General features: G+C 73.8%; 17 protein-coding genes. 3 read left to right on the top strand and 14 right to left on the bottom strand.

Annotated features, from left to right (window positions below):
- Positions 1 to 2 precede the first annotated feature (2 nt).
- From rapZ to uvrA, 3 genes are read right to left on the bottom strand one after another with little or no spacing between them, the layout of a single operon-like run.
- On the bottom strand, positions 3 to 971 hold the full coding sequence (rapZ, locus tag BM048_RS13880) for an RNase adapter RapZ (protein ID WP_090033943.1): 969 nt from the start codon (positions 969 to 971) through the stop codon (positions 3 to 5).
- The gene (gene uvrC, locus BM048_RS13885) at positions 968 to 3,106 is read right to left on the bottom strand and encodes an excinuclease ABC subunit UvrC (protein ID WP_090033944.1); all 2,139 of its coding nucleotides are present in this window, start codon (positions 3,104 to 3,106) and stop codon (positions 968 to 970) included. The genes rapZ and uvrC overlap by 4 nt, the downstream gene beginning before the upstream one ends.
- A gap of 3 nt (positions 3,107 to 3,109) precedes the next feature.
- A complete protein-coding gene (gene uvrA, locus BM048_RS13890) occupies positions 3,110 to 5,971 on the bottom strand; it encodes an excinuclease ABC subunit UvrA (RefSeq protein ID WP_090033946.1) in 2,862 nt (953 codons plus the stop codon).
- 122 nt (positions 5,972 to 6,093) lie between these two features.
- Between uvrA and BM048_RS13895 the strand changes: the two genes are divergently transcribed.
- Positions 6,094 to 8,055 (top strand): glycoside hydrolase family 15 protein, encoded by a 1,962-nt coding sequence (locus tag BM048_RS13895; protein WP_090033948.1) that lies wholly within the window; start codon positions 6,094 to 6,096, stop codon positions 8,053 to 8,055.
- Positions 8,052 to 8,789, top strand: a complete 738-nt coding sequence (locus BM048_RS13900; RefSeq protein ID WP_239078868.1) for an MBL fold metallo-hydrolase — start codon at positions 8,052 to 8,054, stop codon at positions 8,787 to 8,789. Before BM048_RS13895 ends, BM048_RS13900 begins: the two co-directional genes overlap by 4 nt.
- 24 nt (positions 8,790 to 8,813) lie before the next feature.
- Here the strand turns inward: BM048_RS13900 and BM048_RS13905 are convergent, their stop codons facing one another.
- The gene (locus BM048_RS13905; protein ID WP_090033949.1) at positions 8,814 to 10,052 is read right to left on the bottom strand and encodes an acyl-CoA dehydrogenase family protein; all 1,239 of its coding nucleotides are present in this window, start codon (positions 10,050 to 10,052) and stop codon (positions 8,814 to 8,816) included.
- 95 nt (positions 10,053 to 10,147) lie between these two features.
- Between BM048_RS13905 and BM048_RS13910 the strand changes: the two genes are divergently transcribed.
- Entirely contained in the window at positions 10,148 to 10,438 is a 291-nt protein-coding gene (locus BM048_RS13910) for a YciI family protein (RefSeq protein WP_090034002.1), read from the top strand.
- 30 nt (positions 10,439 to 10,468) lie between these two features.
- On the opposite strand, the gene BM048_RS13915 is transcribed toward BM048_RS13910, so the two are convergent.
- The 10 genes from BM048_RS13915 to BM048_RS13960 all read right to left on the bottom strand — a co-directional run bounded on the left by BM048_RS13915 (position 10,469) and on the right by BM048_RS13960 (position 23,124).
- Complete coding sequence (locus BM048_RS13915; RefSeq protein ID WP_090034004.1) at positions 10,469 to 11,467, bottom strand: TerC family protein; 999 nt, start codon at positions 11,465 to 11,467, stop codon at positions 10,469 to 10,471.
- Complete coding sequence (locus BM048_RS13920; RefSeq protein ID WP_090033951.1) at positions 11,467 to 12,543, bottom strand: TerC family protein; 1,077 nt, start codon at positions 12,541 to 12,543, stop codon at positions 11,467 to 11,469. Before BM048_RS13920 ends, BM048_RS13915 begins: the two co-directional genes overlap by 1 nt.
- Positions 12,544 to 12,818: 275 nt before the next feature.
- The gene (gene uvrB, locus BM048_RS13925) at positions 12,819 to 14,924 is read right to left on the bottom strand and encodes an excinuclease ABC subunit UvrB (protein ID WP_090033952.1); all 2,106 of its coding nucleotides are present in this window, start codon (positions 14,922 to 14,924) and stop codon (positions 12,819 to 12,821) included.
- Positions 14,925 to 15,050: 126 nt separating this feature from the next.
- Positions 15,051 to 15,704, bottom strand: a complete 654-nt coding sequence (locus tag BM048_RS13930) for a pyroglutamyl-peptidase I (RefSeq protein ID WP_090033954.1) — start codon at positions 15,702 to 15,704, stop codon at positions 15,051 to 15,053.
- Positions 15,705 to 15,713: 9 nt separating this feature from the next.
- Positions 15,714 to 16,346 (bottom strand): dephospho-CoA kinase, encoded by a 633-nt coding sequence (gene coaE / locus BM048_RS13935; RefSeq protein ID WP_090033955.1) that lies wholly within the window; start codon positions 16,344 to 16,346, stop codon positions 15,714 to 15,716.
- Between the two features lie 102 nt (positions 16,347 to 16,448).
- A complete protein-coding gene (rpsA, locus tag BM048_RS13940; protein ID WP_090033957.1) occupies positions 16,449 to 17,942 on the bottom strand; it encodes a 30S ribosomal protein S1 in 1,494 nt (497 codons plus the stop codon).
- 262 nt (positions 17,943 to 18,204) lie between these two features.
- The gene (locus BM048_RS13945; RefSeq protein ID WP_090033958.1) at positions 18,205 to 19,230 is read right to left on the bottom strand and encodes a 6-phosphofructokinase; all 1,026 of its coding nucleotides are present in this window, start codon (positions 19,228 to 19,230) and stop codon (positions 18,205 to 18,207) included.
- Between the two features lie 179 nt (positions 19,231 to 19,409).
- Entirely contained in the window at positions 19,410 to 21,188 is a 1,779-nt protein-coding gene (locus BM048_RS13950; protein WP_090033960.1) for a dipeptide ABC transporter ATP-binding protein, read from the bottom strand.
- Complete coding sequence (locus BM048_RS13955) at positions 21,188 to 22,126, bottom strand: ABC transporter permease (RefSeq protein ID WP_090033962.1); 939 nt, start codon at positions 22,124 to 22,126, stop codon at positions 21,188 to 21,190. The genes BM048_RS13950 and BM048_RS13955 overlap by 1 nt, the downstream gene beginning before the upstream one ends.
- The gene (locus tag BM048_RS13960) at positions 22,123 to 23,124 is read right to left on the bottom strand and encodes an ABC transporter permease (RefSeq protein WP_090033964.1); all 1,002 of its coding nucleotides are present in this window, start codon (positions 23,122 to 23,124) and stop codon (positions 22,123 to 22,125) included. The genes BM048_RS13955 and BM048_RS13960 overlap by 4 nt, the downstream gene beginning before the upstream one ends.
- Positions 23,125 to 23,128: the final 4 nt, after the last annotated feature.

The raw sequence follows: 23,128 nt of genomic DNA on the forward strand, positions 1-23,128 counted from the left end.
GCTCACTCCTTGCCCAGGTCGCGCGCCGCGACCTGGACGGCGTGACCGCGCTCGCGCAGCCGGTGCGCGATCGCCTCGCTCATCGCGACGGAGCGGTGCTTGCCGCCGGTGCACCCCACGGCGACCGTGACGTACCGCTTCTCCTCGTGCAGGTACCCCGCGAGGACCGGCTCCAGCGCGTCCACGTACCGCTCGACGAACGTGCGCGCGCCGGGCAGGCCGAGCACGTAGTCCCGCACCGGCGCGTCCCGGCCCGTGAGGTGCCGCAGCTCGGTCACCCAGTAGGGGTTCGACAGGAACCGCACGTCCGCCACGTGGTCGGCGTCGAGCGGCAGGCCGTACTTGAACCCGAACGACAGCACCGAGACGCGCAGCGCGTCCTCCGACGGGCCGGCCACCGCCGCACGCACGGCCCGCGCGAGGTCGTGCACGTTGAGCTCGGACGTGTCGATGAGGGTGTCGGCGCGCTCCCGCACGTCGGCGAGCATGACCCGCTCCGCGGCGATGCCGTCGAGGATCCGGCCCGAGCCCTGCAGCGGGTGCGGGCGGCGCACCTGCTCGAAGCGGCGCACGAGCACCTCGTCGGAGGCGTCGAGGAACAGCACGCGGTAGGCGACGCCCTGGTGGCGCAGCTGGTCGAGGACCTGGGCCAGGTCCGCGAAGAACCCGCGCCCCCGGACGTCGACCACGGCCGCCAGGCGCTGGGCCCCCGCCCCGGCGGAGCCCGCCGTCAGCATGCCGACGAGGTGCGTGAGCATCGACGCCGGCAGGTTGTCCACGACGTACCAGTCGAGGTCCTCCACGACGGCCGCCGCCCGCGATCGGCCCGCCCCCGACATGCCCGTGATGATGAGGACGTGGGGCTCGGCCGGCTGCGGCGCCTCGGCCGCCGCGTCGATCGCCGGGATGCCCCCCGGCACGGTCAGCGGCGAGGGTTCCCGCCCGGACGTCCCTGCAGGTCCGCTGGTCATGCGCCCAGCATGCCAGCCGGTTCCTGCACCGCGTCGTCCGTGCGCGGGTGCGCCGCCGGCTGCCCGGCCGGCCGCGCGGTCGGGTGCCCGGTCGGGTGCCCAATCGGCTGCCCGGTCTGCTGCCCGGTCTGCTGCTCCGCCGGCTGCTCGGTCGGGTGCAGGGCGGCGACGACCGCGGCGGCCGTCCGCTCCCCCATGCCCGGCACGGTGGCGATCTCCTCGGCGGAAGCCGCCCGCAGGCGCTTCACCGAGCCGAAGTGCCGCAGCAGCGCCGCCTGGCGCGCCGGGCCGAGGCCCGGCACGTCGTCGAGCACCGACGCGGTCATGCCCTTGCTGCGCCGCTTCCGGTGGGCGGTGATGGCGAAGCGGTGCGCCTCGTCGCGCAGGCGCTGCAGCAGGTACAGGCCCTCCGACGAGCGCTGCAGGATCACGGGGTAGTCGTCGCCCGGCACCCACACCTCCTCGAGCCGCTTGGCCAGCCCGCAGATGGCGACGTCGTCGATGCCCAGCTCGGCGAGCGCCGCCGCGGCGGCGGCGACCTGCGGCGGGCCGCCGTCCACGACGACGAGGTTCGGCGGGTAGGCGAAGCGCACGGGCCGCCCCGTCGCCTCGTCGACCGGCCCGGAGCGCGTGGGGACCGCGTGCCCCGGCCGGGCCACGCCGTCCTCGTCCTCGAGGTCGTCCCCGCCGAGCTCGGGGTCGCCCGCGTCCGCCCGGTCGGCGAGGTAGCGCCGGAACCGCCGGGTGAGGACCTCCTGCATGGCGGCGGTGTCGTCGCGCGCGCCCTGCCCCTCAGGGCCGCGGACGGTGAAGAGCCGGTACTCGCTCTTGCGCGCCATGCCGTCCTCGAACACCACCATCGATGCCGACTGGTAGGTGCCCTGGTTGTGCGAGACGTCGTAGCACTCGATCCGCAGGGGCGCCGTCGGCAGGTCCAGCGCCTCCTGGATCTCCCGCAGCGCCTGGCTGCGTGTCGTCAGGTCCCCCGCGCGGCGCGTGCGGTGCAGCGCCAGGGCGTGCTCGGCGTTCTTGCGCACGGTCTCGGCGAGCTCGCGCTTGTCGCCGCGCTGCGCCACCCGCACGCTCACCCGGCTGCCGCGCAGCCCCGACAGCCAGCCCTGCACGCCCTCCAGGTCCGGCGGCAGCACGGGCACGAGCACCTCGCGCGGGACGCCGCCCGCGGTGCCGCCCTCCGCCGTCTCGCCGCCGTAGACCTGCTGCAGGAGCCGCTCGACGAGGTCCCCGTCGTCGGCGTCCTCGACCTTCTCCACGACCCAGCCGCGCTGGCCGCGGATGCGCCCGTCGCGGACGTGGAACACCTGGACGGCGGCCTCGAGGTCGTCGCCGGCCAGCGCGAAGATGTCCGCGTCCGTGCCGTCGGCGAGCACCACCGCGTTCTTCTCCATCGCGCGCTGCAGGGCGCCGATGTCGTCGCGCAGGCGTGCCGCCTGCTCGTAGTCCATCTCGGCCGCGGCCTCCTTCATGCGCGCGGTCAGCCGACGCGTGAAGCGGGCGGTGTCCCCGGCCATGAAGTCGCAGAAGTCCTGCGCGAGCGCGTGGTGCTCCTCGGCGCTCACCCGCCCGACGCAGGGCGCCGAGCACTTGTCGATGTAGCCGAGCAGGCACGGCCGGCCCTGCTGACGCGCCCGTCGGAAGACCCCGCCCGAGCACGTGCGCACCGGGAACACCCGCAGCAGCAGGTCGACCGTCTCGCGGATCGCCCACGCGTGCGCGTACGGGCCGAAGTACCGGGTGCCCTTCCGCTTGGCCCCCCGCATGACCTGCACGCGCGGGTACTCGTCCGCCATCGTGACGGCCAGGTACGGGTAGGACTTGTCGTCGCGGTACTTGACGTTGAAGCGCGGGTCGAACTCCTTGATCCAGGAGTACTCGAGCGCGAGCGCCTCGACCTCGGTGCCCACGACCGTCCACTGCACCGACGCGGCCGTCGTGACCATCTGCCGCGTGCGCTGGTGCAGGTTCGCGACGTCCTGGAAGTAGCTGTTGAGGCGCTGCCGCAGCGACTTCGCCTTGCCGACGTAGATGACGCGGCCGTGCTCGTCGCGGAAGCGGTAGACCCCCGGCTGGTCCGGGATCTCCCCCGGGGCCGGGCGGTAGGTGGCGGGGTCGGCCATGCCCTACGCGCTCGCCCGCTGCTCGCCCAGACCCAGCACCTCCGCGAGGAAGGCCCCCGTGTGGCTGGCGGGCACGGACGCCACGTGCTCCGGCGTGCCCTGCGCGACGACCTGGCCGCCGCCGCTGCCGCCCTCCGGGCCCATGTCGACGACCCAGTCGGCGTTCTTGATGACGTCGAGGTTGTGCTCGATGACGAGGACGGTGTTGCCCTTGTCGACGAGGCCCTGCAGGACGAGCAGCAGCTTGCGGATGTCCTCGAAGTGCAGACCGGTCGTCGGCTCGTCGAGCACGTAGATCGTCCGGCCGTTCGAGCGCTTCTGCAGCTCCGCGGCGAGCTTGACGCGCTGCGCCTCACCGCCCGACAGCGTCGGCGCCGGCTGGCCCAGCCGCACGTAGCCCAGCCCGACGTCGGTGAGGGTGCGCAGGTGCCGCGCGATCGCCGGCACGGCGGCGAAGAAGTCCGCGGCCTCCTCGATCGGCATGTCGAGGACGTCCGCCACCGTCCTGCCCTTGAAGTGCACCTCGAGCGTCTCGCGGTTGTAGCGCGCGCCGTGGCAGACCTCGCACGGGACGTAGACGTCCGGGAGGAAGTTCATCTCGATCTTCAGCGTGCCGTCGCCCGAGCACGCCTCGCAGCGGCCGCCCTTGACGTTGAAGGAGAAGCGGCCCGGGCCGTAGCCGCGCACCTTGGCCTCCTGCGTCTCCGCGAAGAGCCGGCGGACGTGGTCCCACACGCCGGTGTACGTCGCGGGGTTGGAGCGGGGGGTGCGGCCGATCGGCCCCTGGTCGACGTGCACGACCTTGTCGAGGTGCTCGAGGCCGGTCACGCGCTTGTGCCGGCCGGGCACCTGGCGGGCGCCGTTCAGCTCGTTGGCGAGGACCGTGTAGAGGATGGAATTGACCAGCGTCGACTTGCCCGAGCCGGAGACGCCCGTGACCGCGGTGAGCACGCCGAGCGGGAACGAGACCGTGACGCCCCGCAGGTTGTGCTCCTTGGCGTCGACGACCGTGACCTGACGGCTCTTGTCGACGGGTCGACGCTGCGCGGGCGCCGCGATGGACCGCCGGCCGGACAGGTAGGCGCCGGTGAGCGACTCGGGGGTGGCCAGCAGCCCGGCCAGGTCGCCCGAGTGCACGACGTGCCCGCCGTGCTCCCCCGCGCCCGGGCCGATGTCGACGATCCAGTCCGCGGTGCGGATCGTGTCCTCGTCGTGCTCGACGACGATGAGGGTGTTGCCGAGGTCCCGCAGCCGGGTCAGCGTGTCGATGAGGCGCCGGTTGTCGCGCTGGTGCAGGCCGATCGACGGCTCGTCGAGCACGTAGAGCACCCCGACGAGGCCCGAGCCGATCTGCGTCGCCAGCCGGATGCGCTGCGCCTCGCCGCCGGACAGGGTCCCCGCCGGCCGCATGAGCGACAGGTAGTCGAGCCCCACGTCGAGCAGGAAGCCGAGCCGGGCCTGGATCTCCTTGAGCACCTGCGTGGCGATCGCGCGCTCGCGCTCCCCCAGCTCGAGGGTGTCGAGGAAGTCCCGGGCCTCCCGGATCGGCAGGCCGCAGACGTCGGCGATGGAGCGGCCGCCGACGCGCACGGCGAGCACCTCGGGCTTCAGACGGGCGCCCTTGCAGACGGGGCAGGGCACCTCCCGCATGTAGGCCTCGTACTTCTCCTTGCTCCACTCCGACTCGGTCTCGCCGTAGCGGCGCTCGAGGAAGGTGATGACGCCCTCGAAGCCGGTCGAGTACTGCCGCTCGCGGCCCCATCGGTTCTTGTAGCGGACGTGCACCTCGTGGTTCTGCCCGCGCAGGACGGCCTGGCGCGCCCGCTCGGGCAGCGCGCGCCAGGGCGTGTCCATGGAGAAGCCGAGGTCGTCGGCGAGCGCGGTGAGCACCCGCGTGAAGTACTCGCTCGACGTCTGCGCCCACGGCGCGACGGCGCCCTCGCCGAGGGACAGGTCCTCGTCGGGCACGACGAGCTCGGGGTCGACCTCGAGGCGCGACCCGATGCCGGTGCACTCGGGGCAGGCGCCGTAGGGCGCGTTGAAGGAGAACGTGCGCGGCTCGATCTCGTCGAGCGTGAGGACGTGGTCGTTGGGGCAGGCGCGGTGCTCGGAGAACCGCCGCTCGCGACCCGGGTCGTCCGCGTCGGCGTCGACGAGCTCGACGACGAGCAGCCCCGCCGCCAGCCCCAGCGCCGTCTCGACGGAGTCCGTGAGGCGGCGCTGCACCCCGTCCCGCGCCACGAGGCGGTCGACGACGACCTCGATGTCGTGCTTGAGCTTCTTCTCCAGCACGGGCGGCGTCGCGAGCTGGACGACCTCGCCGTCGACCCGCGCGCGGGAGAAGCCCTTGCCCTGCAGCTCGCGGAAGAGGTCGGCGTACTCGCCCTTGCGGCCGCGGACGACCGGGGCCAGGACCTGGTAGCGCGTGCCCTCGGGGAGCTCGAGCAGGCGGTCGACGATCTGCTGCGGCGTCTGCGCCGTCACCCGCTCCCCGCACACGGGGCAGTGCTGCGTGCCTGCGCGCGCGAAGAGCAGGCGCAGGTAGTCGTAGACCTCGGTGATGGTGCCCACCGTCGACCGCGGGTTGCGGTTCGTGGACTTCTGGTCGATGGAGACGGCCGGCGAGAGCCCCTCGATGAAGTCGACGTCGGGCTTGTCCATCTGCCCGAGGAACTGCCGCGCGTACGCGGACAGCGACTCGACGTACCGCCGCTGCCCCTCCGCGAAGATGGTGTCGAAGGCCATCGACGACTTGCCGGAGCCCGACAGCCCCGTGAACACGACGAGCGCGTCGCGCGGGAGGTCGAGGTCGACGTTGCGGAGGTTGTGCTCGCGGGCGCCCTTGACGACAAGCCGATCGTTCACCCGACGAGTCTACGTCGCCCCACCGACACGGGCGTACGCCTGTTCGACCACTGCCCCGCCCGCGTGGTCGGGGCGGCGACCCGGCGTGCCCGCGTGCCCCTACCCGGGCCGGGCACCATGCTGTGCGCGTGCCAGCGCCAGCCCCAGCCGCGACCGACCCCGGCGCACCCGTGCCCATCGAGGACTACGCCGTGCTCGGCGACGGCCGGACCGCGGCGCTCGTCTCCTCCCGGGGGTCGGTGGACTGGCTCTGCCTGCCGGGGTTCGACTCGGCGGCGTGCTTCGCCGCGGTGCTCGGCACCCCCGGGCACGGCCGGTGGCTGCTCACGGTGCCCGACGCGACGACCGTGGAGCGGCGGTACGAGGACGACTCCTTCGTGCTGGAGACGACGTACACGTCCCCGACCGGCACGGCGGTCGTGCGGGAGGCGATGCCGCTCGGCGACGGGCGCGCGGACCTCATCCGCGTGCTCACGTGCACCTCGGGCAGCGTCGCGGTGGAGCACGAGTGGGTCGTCCGCCTCGGGTACGGCTCCATCCGTCCCTGGGTCCACCACGTGCGCGACGAGGACGGCGAGGACACCATCCGCGCGATCGCCGGGCCCGACTCGCTCGTGCTCCGCGGCGACCGCCTGCCGTCCCCCGACGGCCACCGGCACCGCGACGCGTTCCGGCTCCAGGCGGGTGAGCACGTCGCCCTGACGCTCACGTGGACCCCCTCCTGGGAGCCCGTGCCCGCCCGGCTGCCGGCGCGCGAGCGGCTCGACCAGACCGCGGCCGCGTGGCGCGAGTGGCTGGCCTCGGGCCGGCCCGGCTCGGCGCACCGGGCCGCGGTCGTGAGGTCCCTGCTGGTCCTGCGGCTGCTCACGGACTCCGAGACGGGTGGCATCGTCGCCGCCGCCACGACGTCCCTGCCCGAGCACCTCGGCGGGGAGCGCAACTGGGACTACCGGTACTGCTGGCTGCGCGACGCCGCGATGACGCTGGAGGCGCTGCTCGAGGAGGGCTACGCCGAGGAGGCGACGCGCTGGCGCGACTGGCTGCTGCGCGCCGTCGCCGGGGACCCGTCCGACCTGCAGATCATGTACCGGGTCGACGGCGGGCGGGACCTCGTCGAGCGCGAGCTGGCGCACCTGCCGGGGTACGCCGGGTCCCGACCCGTGCGGGTCGGCAACGACGCGGTCGCGCAGCGCCAGCACGACGTCCTCGGCGAGGTCATGATGGCCCTGGAGGCGGCGCGCGAGGGCGGCCTGCAGGAGACCGACGAGTCCTGGTCGCTGCAGCGGCACCTCGTCGACGACCTCGTCGGGAACTGGCGCGAGCCCGACCGCGGCATCTGGGAGGTGCGGGGCGAGCCCCGCCACTTCGTGCACTCGAAGGTCATGGCGTGGACCGCCTTCGACTGCGCGGTCCGCGCGGTGGAGCGGCACGGGCTCGACGGTCCCGCCGACGTGTGGCGGGCCGAGCGCGACGCCGTCCGCGCGCAGGTCCTCGCGGAGGGGTACGACGCGGAGCGCGGCACCTTCGTCCAGCACTACGGCGCCGGGCACACCGACGCGGCGCTGCTGGCCATCGCCACGACGGGGTTCCTGCCGGCGTCCGACCCCCGGCTCCTCGGCACGGTCGCGGCCGTGCGCGCCGAGCTCGAGATCGCGCCCGGCCTCCTGCTGCGGTACCGCACCGAGCGGACCGACGACGGCCTGCACGGCGAGGAGCACGCCTTCCTCGCCTGCTCGTTCTGGTTGGCCGACGCGCTGGCCCGGGCGGGTGACGCGGTCGGCGCCGGACGGGTGCTCGACGCCCTGCTCCCGCTCGCCAACGACGTCGGCCTGCTGGCCGAGGAGTACGACCCGGTGACGGGCCGGATGATGGGCAACGTCCCGCAGGCGCTCTCGCACCTCGCGCTCGTCCGCGCCGTGCACCGCTACGAGCTGGCGCTCGCCGGACGGCACCCGGGCCGGACGCAGGAGCTGCCCGTCGTCGCGCGGTCGGCGGGCCGCGTCCACGTCCCGGACGACGTCGGGGCGCCGGCGGGCCCGGCGGTGGTCCCCGGCACCGACGGCGCCGCTGCGCACCTGCGGTGAGCGACCCCGTGCCCGATCTCGTGCCCGACCCCGTGCCCGACCCCGTGCCCGACCCCGTGCCCGATCTCGTGCCCGACGTCGTGCCCGGCGAGGTGCTGGGCCCGTGGACCCTGCGCAGCACCGTCGTCGGGCCGCTCGCGACGAACGCGTACGCGCTCACCCACGTCGCAGGCGCCCGGGTGCTCGTCGACCCCGGCGACGACGCGCCGGCCCTCCTGGCGCTGCTGGACGCCGGCACCGCCGCACGCCGGCTCGACCTCGTCGTCGTGACGCACCGGCACCCGGACCACCTGGGCGCGCTGGCGGAGGTCGTCGCGGCCACGGGGGCGCCGGTCGCCGCCGGGGCCGACGACGCGGACGCGGTCGCCGACGTCACGGGCGTCGCGGTCGCGCACCGGCTGGGCCACGGCGACCGGCTGCCGCTGCCCGCCGGTGCGGCATCGGACGCACCCGGGGTCGTCGCGCTGCGGGGCCACACGCCCGGGTCGGTCGCCCTGGTGCTCGGCTCCCCCACGGCCGGCGTGCACCTGCTCACCGGCGACTCGCTCTTCCCCGGCGGTGTCGGCGCCACCGGCGGTGAGCCGGCACGGTTCGCGTCGCTGCTCGCGGACGTCCGGACGCGGCTCTTCGACCGGTTCGACGACGCGACGACCGTCCGACCCGGGCACGGCGCGGCCACGACGCTGGGAGTCGAGCGCCCGTCGCTCGACGCGTGGGCGGCACGCGGCTGGTGAGCCGCCCCGGGGCTCGCCCCGACGTCAGCCGCGCGGCGGCCCCAGCAGCGAGGTCGCGACGGTCGCGTGCGCGGACTCGTCGTCCGACGGGTGGAACATCCCGGCGAGGACGTCCCGGTACAGCCGGGCGAGCTCGTCCGCGGCGCGGTACGAGCCGCCGCCCGCGACCCTGATCGCGCCGTCCACCACCGTGCGGGCCGTCTCCGTCGCCCGCACCTTGAGGCCGACGAGCTGGGCGAACCAGCGCGCGCCGTGGTCGGCGTCCTCGTCGACGTCGCGTGCGAGGGCGAGGAGCTGCAGCTCGGCACCGTCCTGGGCGAGCGCCGCGTCGGCGATCCGCCACCGGATGTCCGGGTCCTGGTCGTACGTCCGCCCGCCGGCCTTGAGCGAGGTGCGGCGGCGCGCGGCGGCCACCCCGAGCTCGAGCGCGCGGCGGCCGATTCCCGTGTAGACGGCGGCGAGCAGGACCTCGAAGACCGCGAAGAGCGCGAACACGAACGGGTCCGCGCTGGGGCCGGGGGGCAGCGACCGGTAGACCCGCTCGGGCCGGGCGAGCGCACCGTCGAGCACCGTCGACGCGGACGCGGTGGCGCGCATGCCGAGCGCGTCCCAGTCGTCGCGCGACGTCGTGCCGCCGTCCTCGCGGGCCACGACGCCGTGGACCAGCCGGGGGGCGTCCGGGTCGGCGTCGTCGAGCCCGAACGTCGCCAGCCGCGTCCACACCGGCGACAGCGTCGTGAAGATCTTCGTGCCCGTGTAGCGGTACCCGCCGTCGGGCTGCCGCTCGGCGCGCGTGCGGGAGCCGAACATGACGAGGTCGTTGCCCGCCTCGGAGTTCGCGAACGCGAAGACCTCCCCCGCGGCGGCCTCGCGCAGCACGAACAGGACCGACTCGTCGCCGTGCGCGACGAGGTGCGCCGCGAGGCCCGTCACGACGAGGTGCATGTTGACCGCCAGGGCCGTCGCCGGGGCCGCCGCCGCGAGGCGCACCTGCTCCCGCGCGACCTCCTCGAGGGTGAGACCCGCGCCGCCGAGGTCCTCGGGCACGAACGCGGTCAGGTAGCCGGCGGCCACGAGGTCCGCCAGGTCGTCGTGCGGGAACGAGCCGTCCCGGTCGTGCTCCGCCGCCCGGGCGTGCACGCGCGCGAGGAGGTCCTCGGACAGAAGGGTGCGCGGTGCCGGGCGCGGTGCAGGGCGCGGTGCGCGACGCGGTGCAGGACGCGCGGGCGCGCCGGCGGTCGTCGGCTCGGACGTGGTGGTCATGCCGCCCACTCTGCCACCGCCCCCCGACACGGCCCGCGGACGTCGGCGCCGCCGCCGTGCGGCACGGCCACCCCGAGGGCGGCAGGATGGTGCTCATGCCACTCTTCGCCGTCCAGTACGTGTACGACGCCCGTGACGACCGACGCTCGGAGGTCCGCGCCGAGCACCGCGCCTGGCTCGGGGACCTCGCCGACGCGGGCACCGTCCTCGGCTCGGGTCCCTACGTCGGTGGCGTGCCCGGCGCGCTGCTCGTCTTCCGCTCGGACGACGAGGCCGCGCTCCGCAACCTCCTCCTGGAGGACCCGTTCGCGCGCGAGGGCCTCGTCGCCGCGACCGAGGTGCGGGAGTGGGACGTCGTCATCGGCGCGTGGAGCCGCGACGCCTGACCCGGGCCCCGGTGAGGCGCGCGGGAGCGGTCAGCCCCGCGGGCCCACCCGGTCCGCCCTCCGGTCGGCACGGCGGGTGGCGACGAGGCTCGCGACCGTGGCGGTGCCGAGCGCCAGCACGATGAAGGCCAGCGAGAACCAGATGGGCACCGTCGGCACGCCTACGGGCTCCCCGCCGTTGATGAACGGCAGCGAGTTCGTCGCCAGGGCCTCGAGCACGAGGTCCACGCCGATGAAGGCGAGCACGGCCGACAGCCCGATGGGGAGGTACTTCAGGGTGTCGATGAGGCCGCCCAGGAGGAAGTAGAGCTGCCGCAGCCCCATGAGGGCGAACACGTTCGCGGTGAAGACCAGGAACGGGTCCTGGGTCAGGCCGAAGATCGCCGGGATGGAGTCGAAGGCGAACAGCACGTCCGTCGTCCCGATCGCGACGAAGACGATGAGCAGCGGGGTGAAGACCCGCCGCCCGTGCACGACCGTGCGGACCTTGCCACCGTCGTAGGCGGGCGACATCGGGAGCACCCGGCCGGCCGCCCGGACCACCACGTTGTCGTGGTACTCCTCGTCCTCGTCGTGCCCGCGCGCGAGCTGCACGGCGGTGTACACGAGGAACGCGCCGAACAGGTAGAAGACCCAGGTGAAGCGCTCGATCACGGCGGCGCCCGCGAGGATGAACACCCCGCGGAACAGCAGCGCCAGGATGATGCCCACCATGAGCACGCGCTGCTGCTGCTCCTTGGGCACCGCGAAGCGCGTCATGATGAGGACGAAGACGAAGAGGTTGTCCAGCGACAGGCTGTACTCGGTGAGCCACCCGGCGAGGAACTCCGTCGCCGGCGCGCCGCCGCCGACGACGGCGAGCGCCCCGCAGAAGACCAGGGCCAGCGCCACGTAGACGCCGATCCAGGCGAGGCACTCGCGCGTCGACGGCACGTGCGGCCGGCTGCGGACGAGCACGAGGTCCGTGACGAGGATCGCCACGACGGCGACCAGGGTGACGGCCTCGAACAGCGCCGAGAGCTCGTGCATCACCGGCGGGGCGCTCCGAGGTCGTCCTTCTCGCCCTTGTGCGCGCTCGGGTCGGCGCCGACCCCGTCACGGACCGCGGCGCCCTCGGCCTCGGCCACGGTCGCCTCCCGGTCCTTGCGGTCCTTGCGCAGGCTGAGCACGGTGGTGATGGCCAGGATCCCGACGATCACCGACAGCGACACCGGCGTGGTGACCTCCGGGATCACCGTGATGTGCTCGCCGCCGTTGATGAACGGCACCTCGTTGGTGTGCAGGGCGTGGATGACGAGCTTGGCACCGATGAAGGCGAGGATCGCCCCGAGGCCGTAGGACAGGTACACGAGGCGGTCGAGCAGGCCGTCGATGAGGAAGAACAGCTGCCGCAGGCCCAGCAGCGAGAACGCGTTCGCGGTGAAGACGAGGTACGTCTCCTGCGTGAGGCCGAAGATCGCGGGGATGGAGTCGACCGCGAAGATGATGTCCGCCGCGCCGATCGCCAGCATGACCAGCAGCATCGGCGTGAAGAGGCGCTTGCCGTCGACCTTCGTGCTCAGGCGGTCCTCGACGAAGTCGTCCGTCGTCGGGAGCACCTTGCGCATCGCGCGCAGCGCGCCGGGCTCGTGGTACTCGTCCTCGTGGCCGGAGCCGGAGCGGATCTGCGTCCAGGCGGTGTAGATGAGGAACGCGCCGAAGATGTAGAAGATCCAGCTGACGTTCTCGACCAGCGCGGCGCCGATGAGGATGAAGATCGTGCGGAGCACCAGCGCGATCGTGATGCCGATGAGCAGCACCTTCTGCTGGTACTGCCGCGGCACGCGGAACGCGGCCATGATGAGGACGAAGACGAAGAGGTTGTCGACCGACAGGCTCTTCTCGGTGATGTAGCCGGCGAAGTACTCCCCGCCGTACTGGCCGCCCCAGACCAGCCACACGACGAACCCGAAGGCCACCGCGACGGCGACGTAGGCGATGGACCACCGCGCGGACTCGCGCAGCGTCGGCTCGTGCGCGTGGCGCACGTGCCCGATGTAGTCCACGGCGAGCATGGCGATGATGGCACCGACGGTGACCACCCAGACCCAGACGGGGACGTCCACAGGCAGATCCTCCTAGCAGCACGGCTCCACGGAGCGCGCGCACGACGTTGGTGTGGAGGTCTCTTCCGCTCGACACCCGCACGTGCGCTCACGCACGGCCCCTGGGTGGGCAGAGCCGACGGCACCGGGCCGGCCGTCCTGGCCGTCCGTGATGACGATGTCCGTCGCGGGGAGTACTCCCCTCCGCCGGACAGCGTAGGGGACCGGCGCCGGTCCGGCTCGCCGGGAGCGGGGTGAGTCCTCTCACCCCGCCGCCCGTCGGACCAGTCCGGCTCTCAGGCGGTGGCCGCCTGCATCTGCCGCAGCTCCTTCTTCAGGCCCGAGATCTCGTCGCGGAGCCGGGCGGCCAGCTCGAACTGCAGCTCCGCCGCGGCGGCGTGCATCTGGTCGCTGAGGTCGTGGATGAGGGACGCCAGCTCTCCCGCCGCCGCACCCGACAGGCGCGTCCGCTCCGAGCGGTGCGCGTCCTTCGAGCCCAGGCCCGGGACCGGCGCCTTGCCCCGGCTGGCCTGCCGTCCGGCGCCGCCGAGCAGGGCCTCGGTGTCGGCGTCCTCCCGCGCGAGCAGGTCCGTGATGTCGTTGATGCGCTTGCGCAGCGGCGTCGGGTCGACCCCGCGCTCCTTGTTGTAGGCGACCTGCTTCTCGCGCCGCCGGTCCGTCTCCTCGATGGCCTGCTGCATGCCCGCCGTGATGCGGTCGGCGTACATGTGGACCTGGCCCGAGACGTTGCGCGCGGCGCGCCCGATGGTCTGGATGAGGGACGTCCCCGAGCGCAGGAAGCCCTCCTTGTCCGCGTCGAGGATCGCGACGAGCGACACCTCCGGCAGGTCGAGCCCCTCCCGCAGGAGGTTGATGCCGACCAGCACGTCGTACTCGCCCATGCGCAGCTCGCGGAGCAGCTCCACCCGACGCAGGGTGTCCACCTCGGAGTGCAGGTAGCGCACCCGGACGCCCTTCTCCAGCAGGTAGTCCGTGAGGTCCTCAGCCATCTTCTTCGTCAGCGTGGTCACCAGGACGCGCTCGTCCTTGTCGACGCGCTCCCGGATCTCCCCGAGCAGGTCGTCGATCTGCCCCTTCGTCGGCTTGACGACGACCTGCGGGTCGACGAGGCCCGTCGGCCGGATGATCTGCTCGACGACCCCGTCGGCCTGCGACAGCTCGTAGGAGCCGGGCGTGGCGGACAGGTAGACCGTCTGGCCGATGCGCTCGACGAACTCCTCCCACCGCAGCGGCCGGTTGTCGATGGCGCTCGGCAGCCGGAACCCGTGGTCGACGAGGGCGCGCTTGCGCGACCGGTCCCCCTCGTACATGGCCCCGATCTGCGGGACCGTCACGTGCGACTCGTCGATGACGAGGAGGAAGTCCTCGGGGAAGTAGTCGATGAGGGTGTTCGGGGCGGACCCGGGGCTGCGGCCGTCGATGTGCCGCGAGTAGTTCTCGATCCCCGAGCAGGACCCGATCTGGCGCATCATCTCGATGTCGTACGTCGTGCGCATGCGCAGCCGCTGCGCCTCGAGGAGCTTGTTCTGCCGCTCGAGCTCGGCCAGGCGCTGCTCGAGCTCCGCCTCGATGCTGCCGATGGCACGCTCCATGCGCTCGGGGCCGGCGACGTAGTGCGTCGCCGGGAAGACGTGGATCTGCTTCTCGCCGCGCACGACGTCACCCGTGAGGGGGTGCAGCGTCTGGATCGACTCGATCTCGTCGCCGAAGAACTCGATGCGGATCGCCAGCTCCTCGTACACGGGGATGATCTCCACCGTGTCCCCGCGGACGCGGAAGGTGCCGCGCGTGAAGGCGACGTCGTTGCGCGTGTACTGCATGGTGACGAACTGCCGCAGCAGCATGTCCCGGTCCAGCACGTCGCCGACGGACAGCGTCACCATGCGGTCGACGTACTCCTGCGGCGTGCCCAGGCCGTAGATGCAGCTCACGGTCGCGACGACCACGACGTCGCGACGGGTGAGCAGCGAGCTCGTCGCCGAGTGGCGCAGCCGCTCCACCTCCTCGTTGATGGAGGAGTCCTTCTCGATGTAGGTGTCCGTCTGCGCGATGTACGCCTCGGGCTGGTAGTAGTCGTAGTACGAGACGAAGTACTCGACCGCGTTGTGGGGCAGCAGCTCGCGGAACTCCGTGGCGAGCTGCGCGGCCAGCGTCTTGTTCGGCGCCATGACGAGCGTCGGGCGCTGCACCTGCTCGATGAGCCAGGCGGTCGTCGCCGACTTGCCCGTCCCGGTGGCGCCGAGCAGGACGACGTCCTTCTCGCCCCCGTCGACCCGGCGGGCGAGCTCCTTGATGGCCGTCGGCTGGTCACCCGACGGGGTGTACTCGGACTCCACCCGGAAGGGGGCCACGGTCCGCTGCAGGTCGGTCACGGGGCGCATGCGCCAACCGTACGTCGCACCACCGACACGCACGGCGGGCGGTGGCCGGCGTCTCAGGGCCGGCCTCGGGCCAGCGCGGTCCGGACCCGCCGCACGGGTCCGGTGTGCGGCTCGGACGGGCACTCCTCAGGCGAGGGCGCCCTCGGACCGCCGGTCGTCCGTCGCCCGGGCCAGCGCCGTGCGCACCACGGCGTCGAGGACGCGTGCGGCGTCCTCGGTGGCCAGCGCGGCACCGCCGCGGCCCGCCTGCGCCGGGGTGCGCGGGACGTGGACGAACCCGCCCCGCACGGCCACGCCGTCGACTTCCGCGCGGCTCTCCAGCAGCCCGCCGAGCGCGTACGCCAGGGCGTTGCACACGTACGTCCCCGCCGTGAGCGACAGCTCGGTCGGCACCCCCGTCGCGCGGCCGGCCGCCACGCACGCCTTGACCGGCAGCGTGGAGAAGCGCGCCGCCGGGCCGTCGGGGTCCACCGGCACGTCGACCGGCGTGGCACCGTCCTCGTCGGGGATGCGGGCGTCGAGGAGGTTGAGGGCCACCCGCTCCACCCCGACCGCGGCGCGCCCGCCCGCCTCGCCCACGGCCACGACGAGCGCCGGCACCGCGGCGGCCACCGCGTCGGCGAGCTCCCGCGGGGCCCGCGCGAACGACACCGGCAGCACGCGCATCACGAGCTCCGCCGGCCCGGTCCACGCGGCGGCGACCGCCTCGACGGCGAGCGCGGAGGCGTTGACGGCCTGGCCGTCGAACGGGGCGAAGGCGGTGAGCAGGACCCGGGGCAGGGGCCGACGCTACCGGCGCGCCGCGTCGGCGTCGGCCTCGTCCGCCCGCTCGCGCTCGATCCGGGCCCAGAGCGCGTCCACCTGAGCGCGCAGCGCGTCCGGCGTCCCGGACCCGTCGAGCACGACGTCCGCGACGGCCAGCCGCGCGTCGTCGTCGGCCTGCGCCGCGATCCGTGCGGCGGCGGCCGCCTCGTCGAGCCCGCGCGCCCGCAGCCGCTCCCGGCGCAGGGCCGCCGGCGCGTGCACGACGACCACCGTCCCGAACTCCCCGGTCCGGCCCGTCTCGACGAGCAGCGGGATGTCGTGGACCACGACCGCGCCGGGGTCGGCCGCGGCGGCCGCCGCCTCGAGCTCGGCCGCCCGCCGACGGACGGCCGGGTGCACCACCGCCTCCAGCCGCCGCCGCGCGTCGTCGTCGGCGAAGACCAGGCGCGCCACCGCCGGACGGTCGAGGGACCCGTCCGCCGCGAGGACCTCGGGGCCCAGCGCCGCCACGACCGCGTCGAGCCCCGCCGTCCCGGGGGCGACCACCTCGCGGGCCAGCCGGTCGGCGTCGACGACGACGGCCCCGAGCTCGGCGAGCCGCGCCGACGCCGTGGACTTGCCGGCGGCGATGCCGCCCGTCAGACCGATGCGCTGCACGCCCTCATCCTGCCGGGGACGCCGACGGGCCGGCCACCCGCAGGGGTGACCGGCCCGTCGGGCCGTGCGTGCCGAGCCGGGCGGCTCAGCGGTGCGCGGTGCTCAGTTCGAGGTGAGCTTCTCGCGGAGGGCCGCCAGCGCCTCGTCGGACGCCAGGGTGCCCGTGACCTCCTCGGAGGACGAGGAGTACGTCGACGGCACCGGCTCGCCGGCACCGGCCGACGCGGTGGACGTCGTGCCGCCGCCGTTGGCCGCCTCGGCGTCGGCGCGCGCCGCCTCGGAGACCTGCTTGCGGTGCGCCTCCCAGCGCTCGTGCGCCTTGGCGTACTCGGCCTCCCACGCCTCACGCTGCGTCTCGAAGCCCTCGAGCCACTCGTTCGTCGTCGGGTCGAAGCCCTCGGGGTACTTGTAGTTGCCCTGCTCGTCGTACTCCGCCGCCATGCCGTAGAGCGCGGGGTCGAAGTCCTCCGAGGCCGGGTCGAAGCCCTCGTTGGCCTGCTTGAGCGAGAGCGAGATGCGGCGACGCTCGAGGTCGATGTCGATGACCTTGACGAAGACGTCGTCGCCGACCTGCACGACCTGCTCCGGGATCTCGACGTGGCGCACGGCCAGCTCCGAGATGTGCACGAGGCCCTCGATGCCGTCCTCCACGCGCACGAACGCGCCGAAGGGGACGAGCTTCGTGACCTTGCCGGGCACGACCTGGCCGATCGCGTGCGTCCGGGCGAACGCCTGCCACGGGTCCTCCTGCGTCGCCTTCAGCGACAGGGAGACCCGCTCGCGGTCGAAGTCGACGTCGAGCACCTCGACCGTGACCTCCTGGCCGACCTCGACGACCTCGGACGGGTGGTCGATGTGCTTCCAGGACAGCTCGGAGACGTGCACGAGCCCGTCCACGCCACCCAGGTCCACGAACGCGCCGAAGTTGACGATCGAGGACACGACACCGGGGCGCACCTGGCCCTTCTGCAGCGTCTGCAGGAAGGTGGAGCGCACCTCGGACTGCGTCTGCTCGAGCCACGCACGGCGCGACAAGACCACGTTGTTGCGGTTCTTGTCGAGCTCGATGATCTTCGCCTCGATCTCCTTGCCGACGTACGGCTGGAGGTCGCGGACGCGACGCATCTCGACGAGGGAGGCGGGGAGGAAGCCGCGCAGGCCGATGTCGAGGATCAGGCCGCCCTTGACCACCTCGATGACGGTGCCGGTGACGACGCCGTCCTCCTCCTTGATCTTCTCGATCGTGCCCCAGGCGCGCTCGTACTGGGCGCGCTTCTTGGACAGGATCAGCCGACCCTCCTTGTCCTCCTTCTGGAGGACGAGGGCCTCGACCGCGTCGCCGACCTTGACGACCTCACCGGGGTCCACGTCGTGCTTGATGGACAGCTCGCGGGAGGGGATGACGCCCTCGGTCTTGTAGCCGATGTCGAGCAGGACCTCGTCGCGGTCGACCTTGACGATGGTGCCCTCGACGATGTCGCCATCGTTGAAGTACTTGATGGTCGCGTCGATCGCGGCGAGGAAGTCCTCTGCCGAACCGATGTCGTTCACCGCGATCTGCTGCGTGGCGGGCTTCGCGGGGGTGGAGATGCTCATGTAGTAGTGGGCTCCGATGCGGACGGATGATCGTGCGGGCGGGGACTGGGGTGCCGGACGGCACGGTGGGCCGACCCGGCGCACGGCCGGGAGGGTCCAGACGGGGGCGACGCGGTGGTGCCCGGCCCGGCCCCGACCTCCGCAGGAGGTCCCGACCGGCTCCCGTCCGGCAGAGCCGGGGGGACGAGGGCGCGCGACACCGTCGGGCACTCTACCCGCGGTCAGGAGGGACGGTCAAAGCGCAGGTCGCGCGCGGGACGCCTCAGGCGAGCGTGTCCGCGACGTCGATGAGGTCGGCGGGCACGTGCTTGACCTTGCCGGCCACGTCCCCGAGCGGCAGCAGGACCACGCGCTCGCCCTGCACGGCCGCCATGACGCCGGTCTCGCCGCGCGTGACCGCGTCGATGGCGGCCACCCCGAGGCGTGAGCCGAGGATCCGGTCCGCCGCGGTCGGGATGCCGCCGCGCTGCACGTGCCCGAGAACGGTCACGCGGGTGTCGAACCCGGTCCGCTCCGCGATCTCGGTCTTGAGCCGCTCGCCGATGGCCCCGGCCACGATCTCGCCGAACCGGCCGACCTCCGTGCGGTAGTGCATGGCGGTGCCCTCGGCCGGCACGGCGCCCTCGGCGACGACGACGATGGAGAAGCTCGCGTGGGCGCGGTGGCGGTGCTTGAGGAACCGCACCACCTTCTCGATGTCGAACGGGGCCTCCGGCACGAGGACGAGCTCGGCGCCGCCGGCGATGCCCGCCTCGACCGCGATCCAGCCCGCGTGCCGGCCCATGACCTCGACGATCATCACGCGGTTGTGGCTCTCGGCCGTGGTGTGCACCCGGTCGAGCGCCTCCGTGGCGATCGTGACGGCGGTGTCGAAGCCGATGGACCGGTCCGTGCCCCACACGTCGTTGTCGATGGTCTTCGGGATGGCGACGATGCGGACGCCCGCCTCGGCGACCTTGCTGGCGGCATGCAGGGTGCCGTCGCCGCCGATGCAGATGAGGGCGTCGATGCGCTCGGCCTCCAGCGTCGCCAGCACCGCGTCGATGCCGCCGTCGTCGGCGTGCGGGTGGTAGCGGGCCGTGCCCAGCAGCGTCCCGCCCACGGGCAGGACGTTGCGGATCTGCGGCCGGCCGAGGGGCACGACGTCGCCGTCGACGACGCCCCGCCAGCCGTTGCGGAAGCCGATGAGGCTGTGGCCGTGCGTGCCCTCCCCCCGCTTGACGACGGCACGGATGGCGGCGTTGAGACCGGGGACGTCGCCGCCACCCGTGAGGAGACCGATGCGCACACCGGAGACAGTAGCCGCGCAGCCGTCCCCCGTCCGGGCCGTTCGGCCGCCGGACCTGCGCCGACGCCGTGGTACACGGGCCGCGCCGGCGCGGGACGGGGGACGACGAGCGCGACAGGACGCGGCAGGGCACGGCAGGACGCGGCAGGGCGACGCGCGGCGCGACGACCGCTGCAGGGCTACGCCGCGTCCCCGCCGGCGCCGAGCTGCAGCCCCCGCCCGGGGATCGCGGCGAGCAGGGAGCGCGTGTAGTCCGTCGCCGGGCGCTCGAACACGTCGTCGACGCTCCCCCGCTCCACCACGCGCCCGCCCTGCATGACGCACACCTCGTCGGCCACCTGCCGCACGACCGCGAGGTCGTGGCTGATGAACAGGTACGACAGCCCGAGCCGCGCCTGCAGGTCGGCCAGCAGGTGCAGCACCTGGGACTGCACGACGACGTCGAGCGCCGACACGGCCTCGTCGCAGACGACGAGCTCGGGCTCCAGGGCGAGCGCGCGGGCGATGGCGACGCGCTGGCGCTGCCCGCCCGACAGCTCGCCGGGGTACCGGCGCAGCAGGTCGTGCGGCAGGGCCACGTCGTCCATGAGGGCGTGCACGCGGTCGCGCCGGGCCGCCGCGTCCCCGACGCGGTGGACGCGCAGCGGCTCCTCGATCGTCCGGTAGATCGTGTACAGCGGGTCGAGCGAGGCGTAGGGGTCCTGGAAGATCGGCTGCACCCGGCGGCGGAACCGCACCTGGGCGGCCCGGTCGACACGGTCCCCGGAGGCCACCTCCTCGCCATCGAACCGGATCCGGCCCGACGACGGCGTCAGCAGGCCGAGGATCATCCGCGCCACCGTCGACTTGCCGGAGCCCGACTCCCCCACGACCGCGACCGTGCGCCCGCGGGGCACGACGAACGACACGTCGTCGACCGCGGTGAACGGCTGCGACCGCGCGAGCAGGCCCTTGCCCCGCAGCGAGAAGACCTTGGACACGTGCTCGACCTCGACGAGGGGCGTCCCGACGCCACCTCGGGCCGCGACGTCGGCACGCGCACCCGCCGCGGCGCCGGCCGGTGCGGCGGCGCCGTGGCCGTGCTCGCCCGCCGTCGTCGCCAGGAGGTCGGCCGCCACCGCGTCGGCACCGAGGACGCCCTGCTTGGCCAGCTCGATGCGGCGCGAGGCCAGCGACGGCGCCGCCGCCAGCAGCCGGCGCGTGTAAGGGTGCTGCGGCGCGCGGAGGAGCGCCTCCGACGGCCCCTGCTCGACGACCTCGCCGCCGTACATGACGACGACGCGCTGCGCCCGCTCGGCCGCGAGGCCGAGGTCGTGGGTGATGAGGAGGACCGCCACCCCGAGGGACCGGGTGAGCTCGGTGAGGTTGTCGAGGATCGTGCGCTGCACGGTGACGTCCAGCGCGGACGTCGGCTCGTCGGCGATGAGCAGGGCCGGCCGCGCCGCCAGTCCCATCGCGATGAGCGCCCGTTGGCGCATGCCGCCGGAGAACTCGTGCGGGTACTGCCGCGCACGGCGCCCGGCGTCGGGGAGTCCCGCCTCCTCCAGCAGCTCGACCGTGCGCGCGCGGGCCCGGCCCGCGGGCACGACCTCGTTGTCGACGAGCGTCTCGTCGACCTGCCGCCCGACGAGGCGCACCGGGTTGAGGTTCGACATGGGGTCCTGCGGGACCATGCCGATGCGCGAGCCGCGCAGGCGTGCGAGCTCGGTCGGCGGCAGCGCCGCCAGGTCCACCCCGTCGAGGAGGATCTGCCCGCCGGTGACGCGGCCGTTGCCCGCCAGCAGGCCGATGACCGCGGCCGCGGTGGTGGACTTGCCCGAACCCGACTCCCCGACGACGGCCACGGTCTCGCCGGCGCGGACGTCGAACGACACGCCGCGCACGGCCGTCGTCGTCCCCGCGTCCGTGCGGAAGGAGACCTCGAGGTCCCGGATGCTCAGCAGCGGTGCCTCGCTCATCAACGCCTCCTCTGGCGCGGGTCGAGGGCCTCGCGCAGCGCCTCGCCGAACAGGGTGAAGCCGAGCGCGGTCACGGCGATGCAGGCACCGGGCCACAGCGCCAGCCGGGGGGCGATCTCGAGCTCGGCCTGCGCGGCGGTGAGCATGCGCCCCCACTCGGCCGTCGTCGGGGAGCCGCCGCCCAGGCCCAGGAACGACAGCGCCGCGGCCTCGATGACGGCCGTGGCCAGCATGAGGGTGCCCTGCACGATGACGGGCGAGACGCTGTTGGGCAGCACGTGCGTCATCGTCACCGTCCGTCGGCTGAGCCCCAGCGAGCTCGCGGCGAGCACGTAGTCCTGCCCGCGCTGCGCGAGCATCGACCCGCGCAGCAGCCGCGCGAAGATCGGCACCTGCACGACGCCGATGGCGACGACGACCGACGTCGGCGTCTGCCCGGCGACGGCGGCGATGGAGACCGCGAGCAGCAGGCTCGGCACGGACAGCATGAGGTCGACGAGCCGCATGATGACGGAGTCCACCCAGCCGCCGACGCCGCCGGCGAGGACCCCGAGCAGCATCCCGCCCAGCAGCCCCAGCACGGTGGACAGCACGCCGATGAGCAGGGACGCCCGCGCACCCCAGATGAGCTGGGACAGCAGGTCGGCGCCGTAGCGGTCCAGCCCGAGCGGGTACGCGTCGGACGGCCCGGGGATGAGCGTGGGCCGCACCTCCGCGCGGCCGGGCAGCGCGCCCGCGTCGTAGGGCGCCAGCAGCGGCGCGAGCACCGCGACGAGGACGAAGACGGCGACGATCGCGGCGCCCGCGATGGCGCCGGGGTTGCGGCGCAGCCGCCGCCACGCCACGCGCCACAGCGACTGGCCGGCCACGTCCCCGGAAGGCCGCGACCCGGGCCCCGGACCCGCGGGCAGGACCTCGTGCACCTCGGCGGCGCTCATCGCGCGATCCGGGGGTCGATGAGCCCGTACGAGACGTCGACGAGGAGGTTCACGAGCGCGTACACCACCGCGATGATGAGGATGAAGCCCTGCAGGACGGCGTAGTCGAGGTTGAAGACGGCCTCGGCCAGGAAGGACCCGATGCCCGGGAAGGCGAATACCGTCTCGGTGAGCACCGCCCCCGACAGCAGCAGCCCCACCTGCAGGCCGATCGTCGTCGAGACCGGCAGCAGCGCGTTGCGCAGCACGACCCGGTCGCGCACGTGGCGCGGCAGGAGGCCCTTGGCGCGCGCGGTGCGCACGTAGTCCGCCGACTGCACGTCGATGACCGACGCGCGGGTGATCCGGGCGATGACGGCCAGCGGGATCGACCCGAGGGCCAGCGCCGGCAGGACCAGGTGGACGAGGGCGTCCCAGCTCGCGTCCCACTCCCGCGTGAGCAGCCCGTCGAGGACGTACAGGCCGGTGGGGTGCGTCGCGATCATCGCCGGGTCCTGGCGGCCCGACGACGGGAACCACCCGAGCTCGACCGCGAAGGCGTACTTGAGCAGGAACGCGAGGAAGAACACGGGGACCGTCACTCCGAGCAGCGACGCGACCACCGTGAGGTGGTCGAGGGTGCGGCCCTGGTGCCGCGCGGCGAGGTAGCCGAGCGGGATCGCGACCGCGACCGCGAGGAGCAGCGCCAGGACGGTCAGCTCGACCGTCGCCGGGAAGCGCGAGGCGAACTCCTCGAGCACCGGCCGGCCCGTGCGGGTCGAGACGCCGAAGTTCCCCGTCACGAGCTGGCCGAGGTAGCGCACGTACTGCTCGACGATCGGCCGGTCGAAGCCGTAGAGCGCGTTGATGCGCTCCACCGCCTCGGGGGTGGCGCGCTCCCCCAGGAGGGCCGTCGCCGGACCTCCCGGGAGAGCACGCACCCACGCGAACAGCAGGACGGACAGCCCGAGCAGCGTCGGGACGAGCAGCGCCAGACGCCGCAGGATCAGCCTGACCATCGCT

Origin of the sequence: Cellulomonas marina, from assembly GCF_900111925.1 — a bacterium.
GTDB classification, from domain to species: Bacteria; Actinomycetota; Actinomycetes; order Actinomycetales; family Cellulomonadaceae; genus Cellulomonas; species Cellulomonas marina.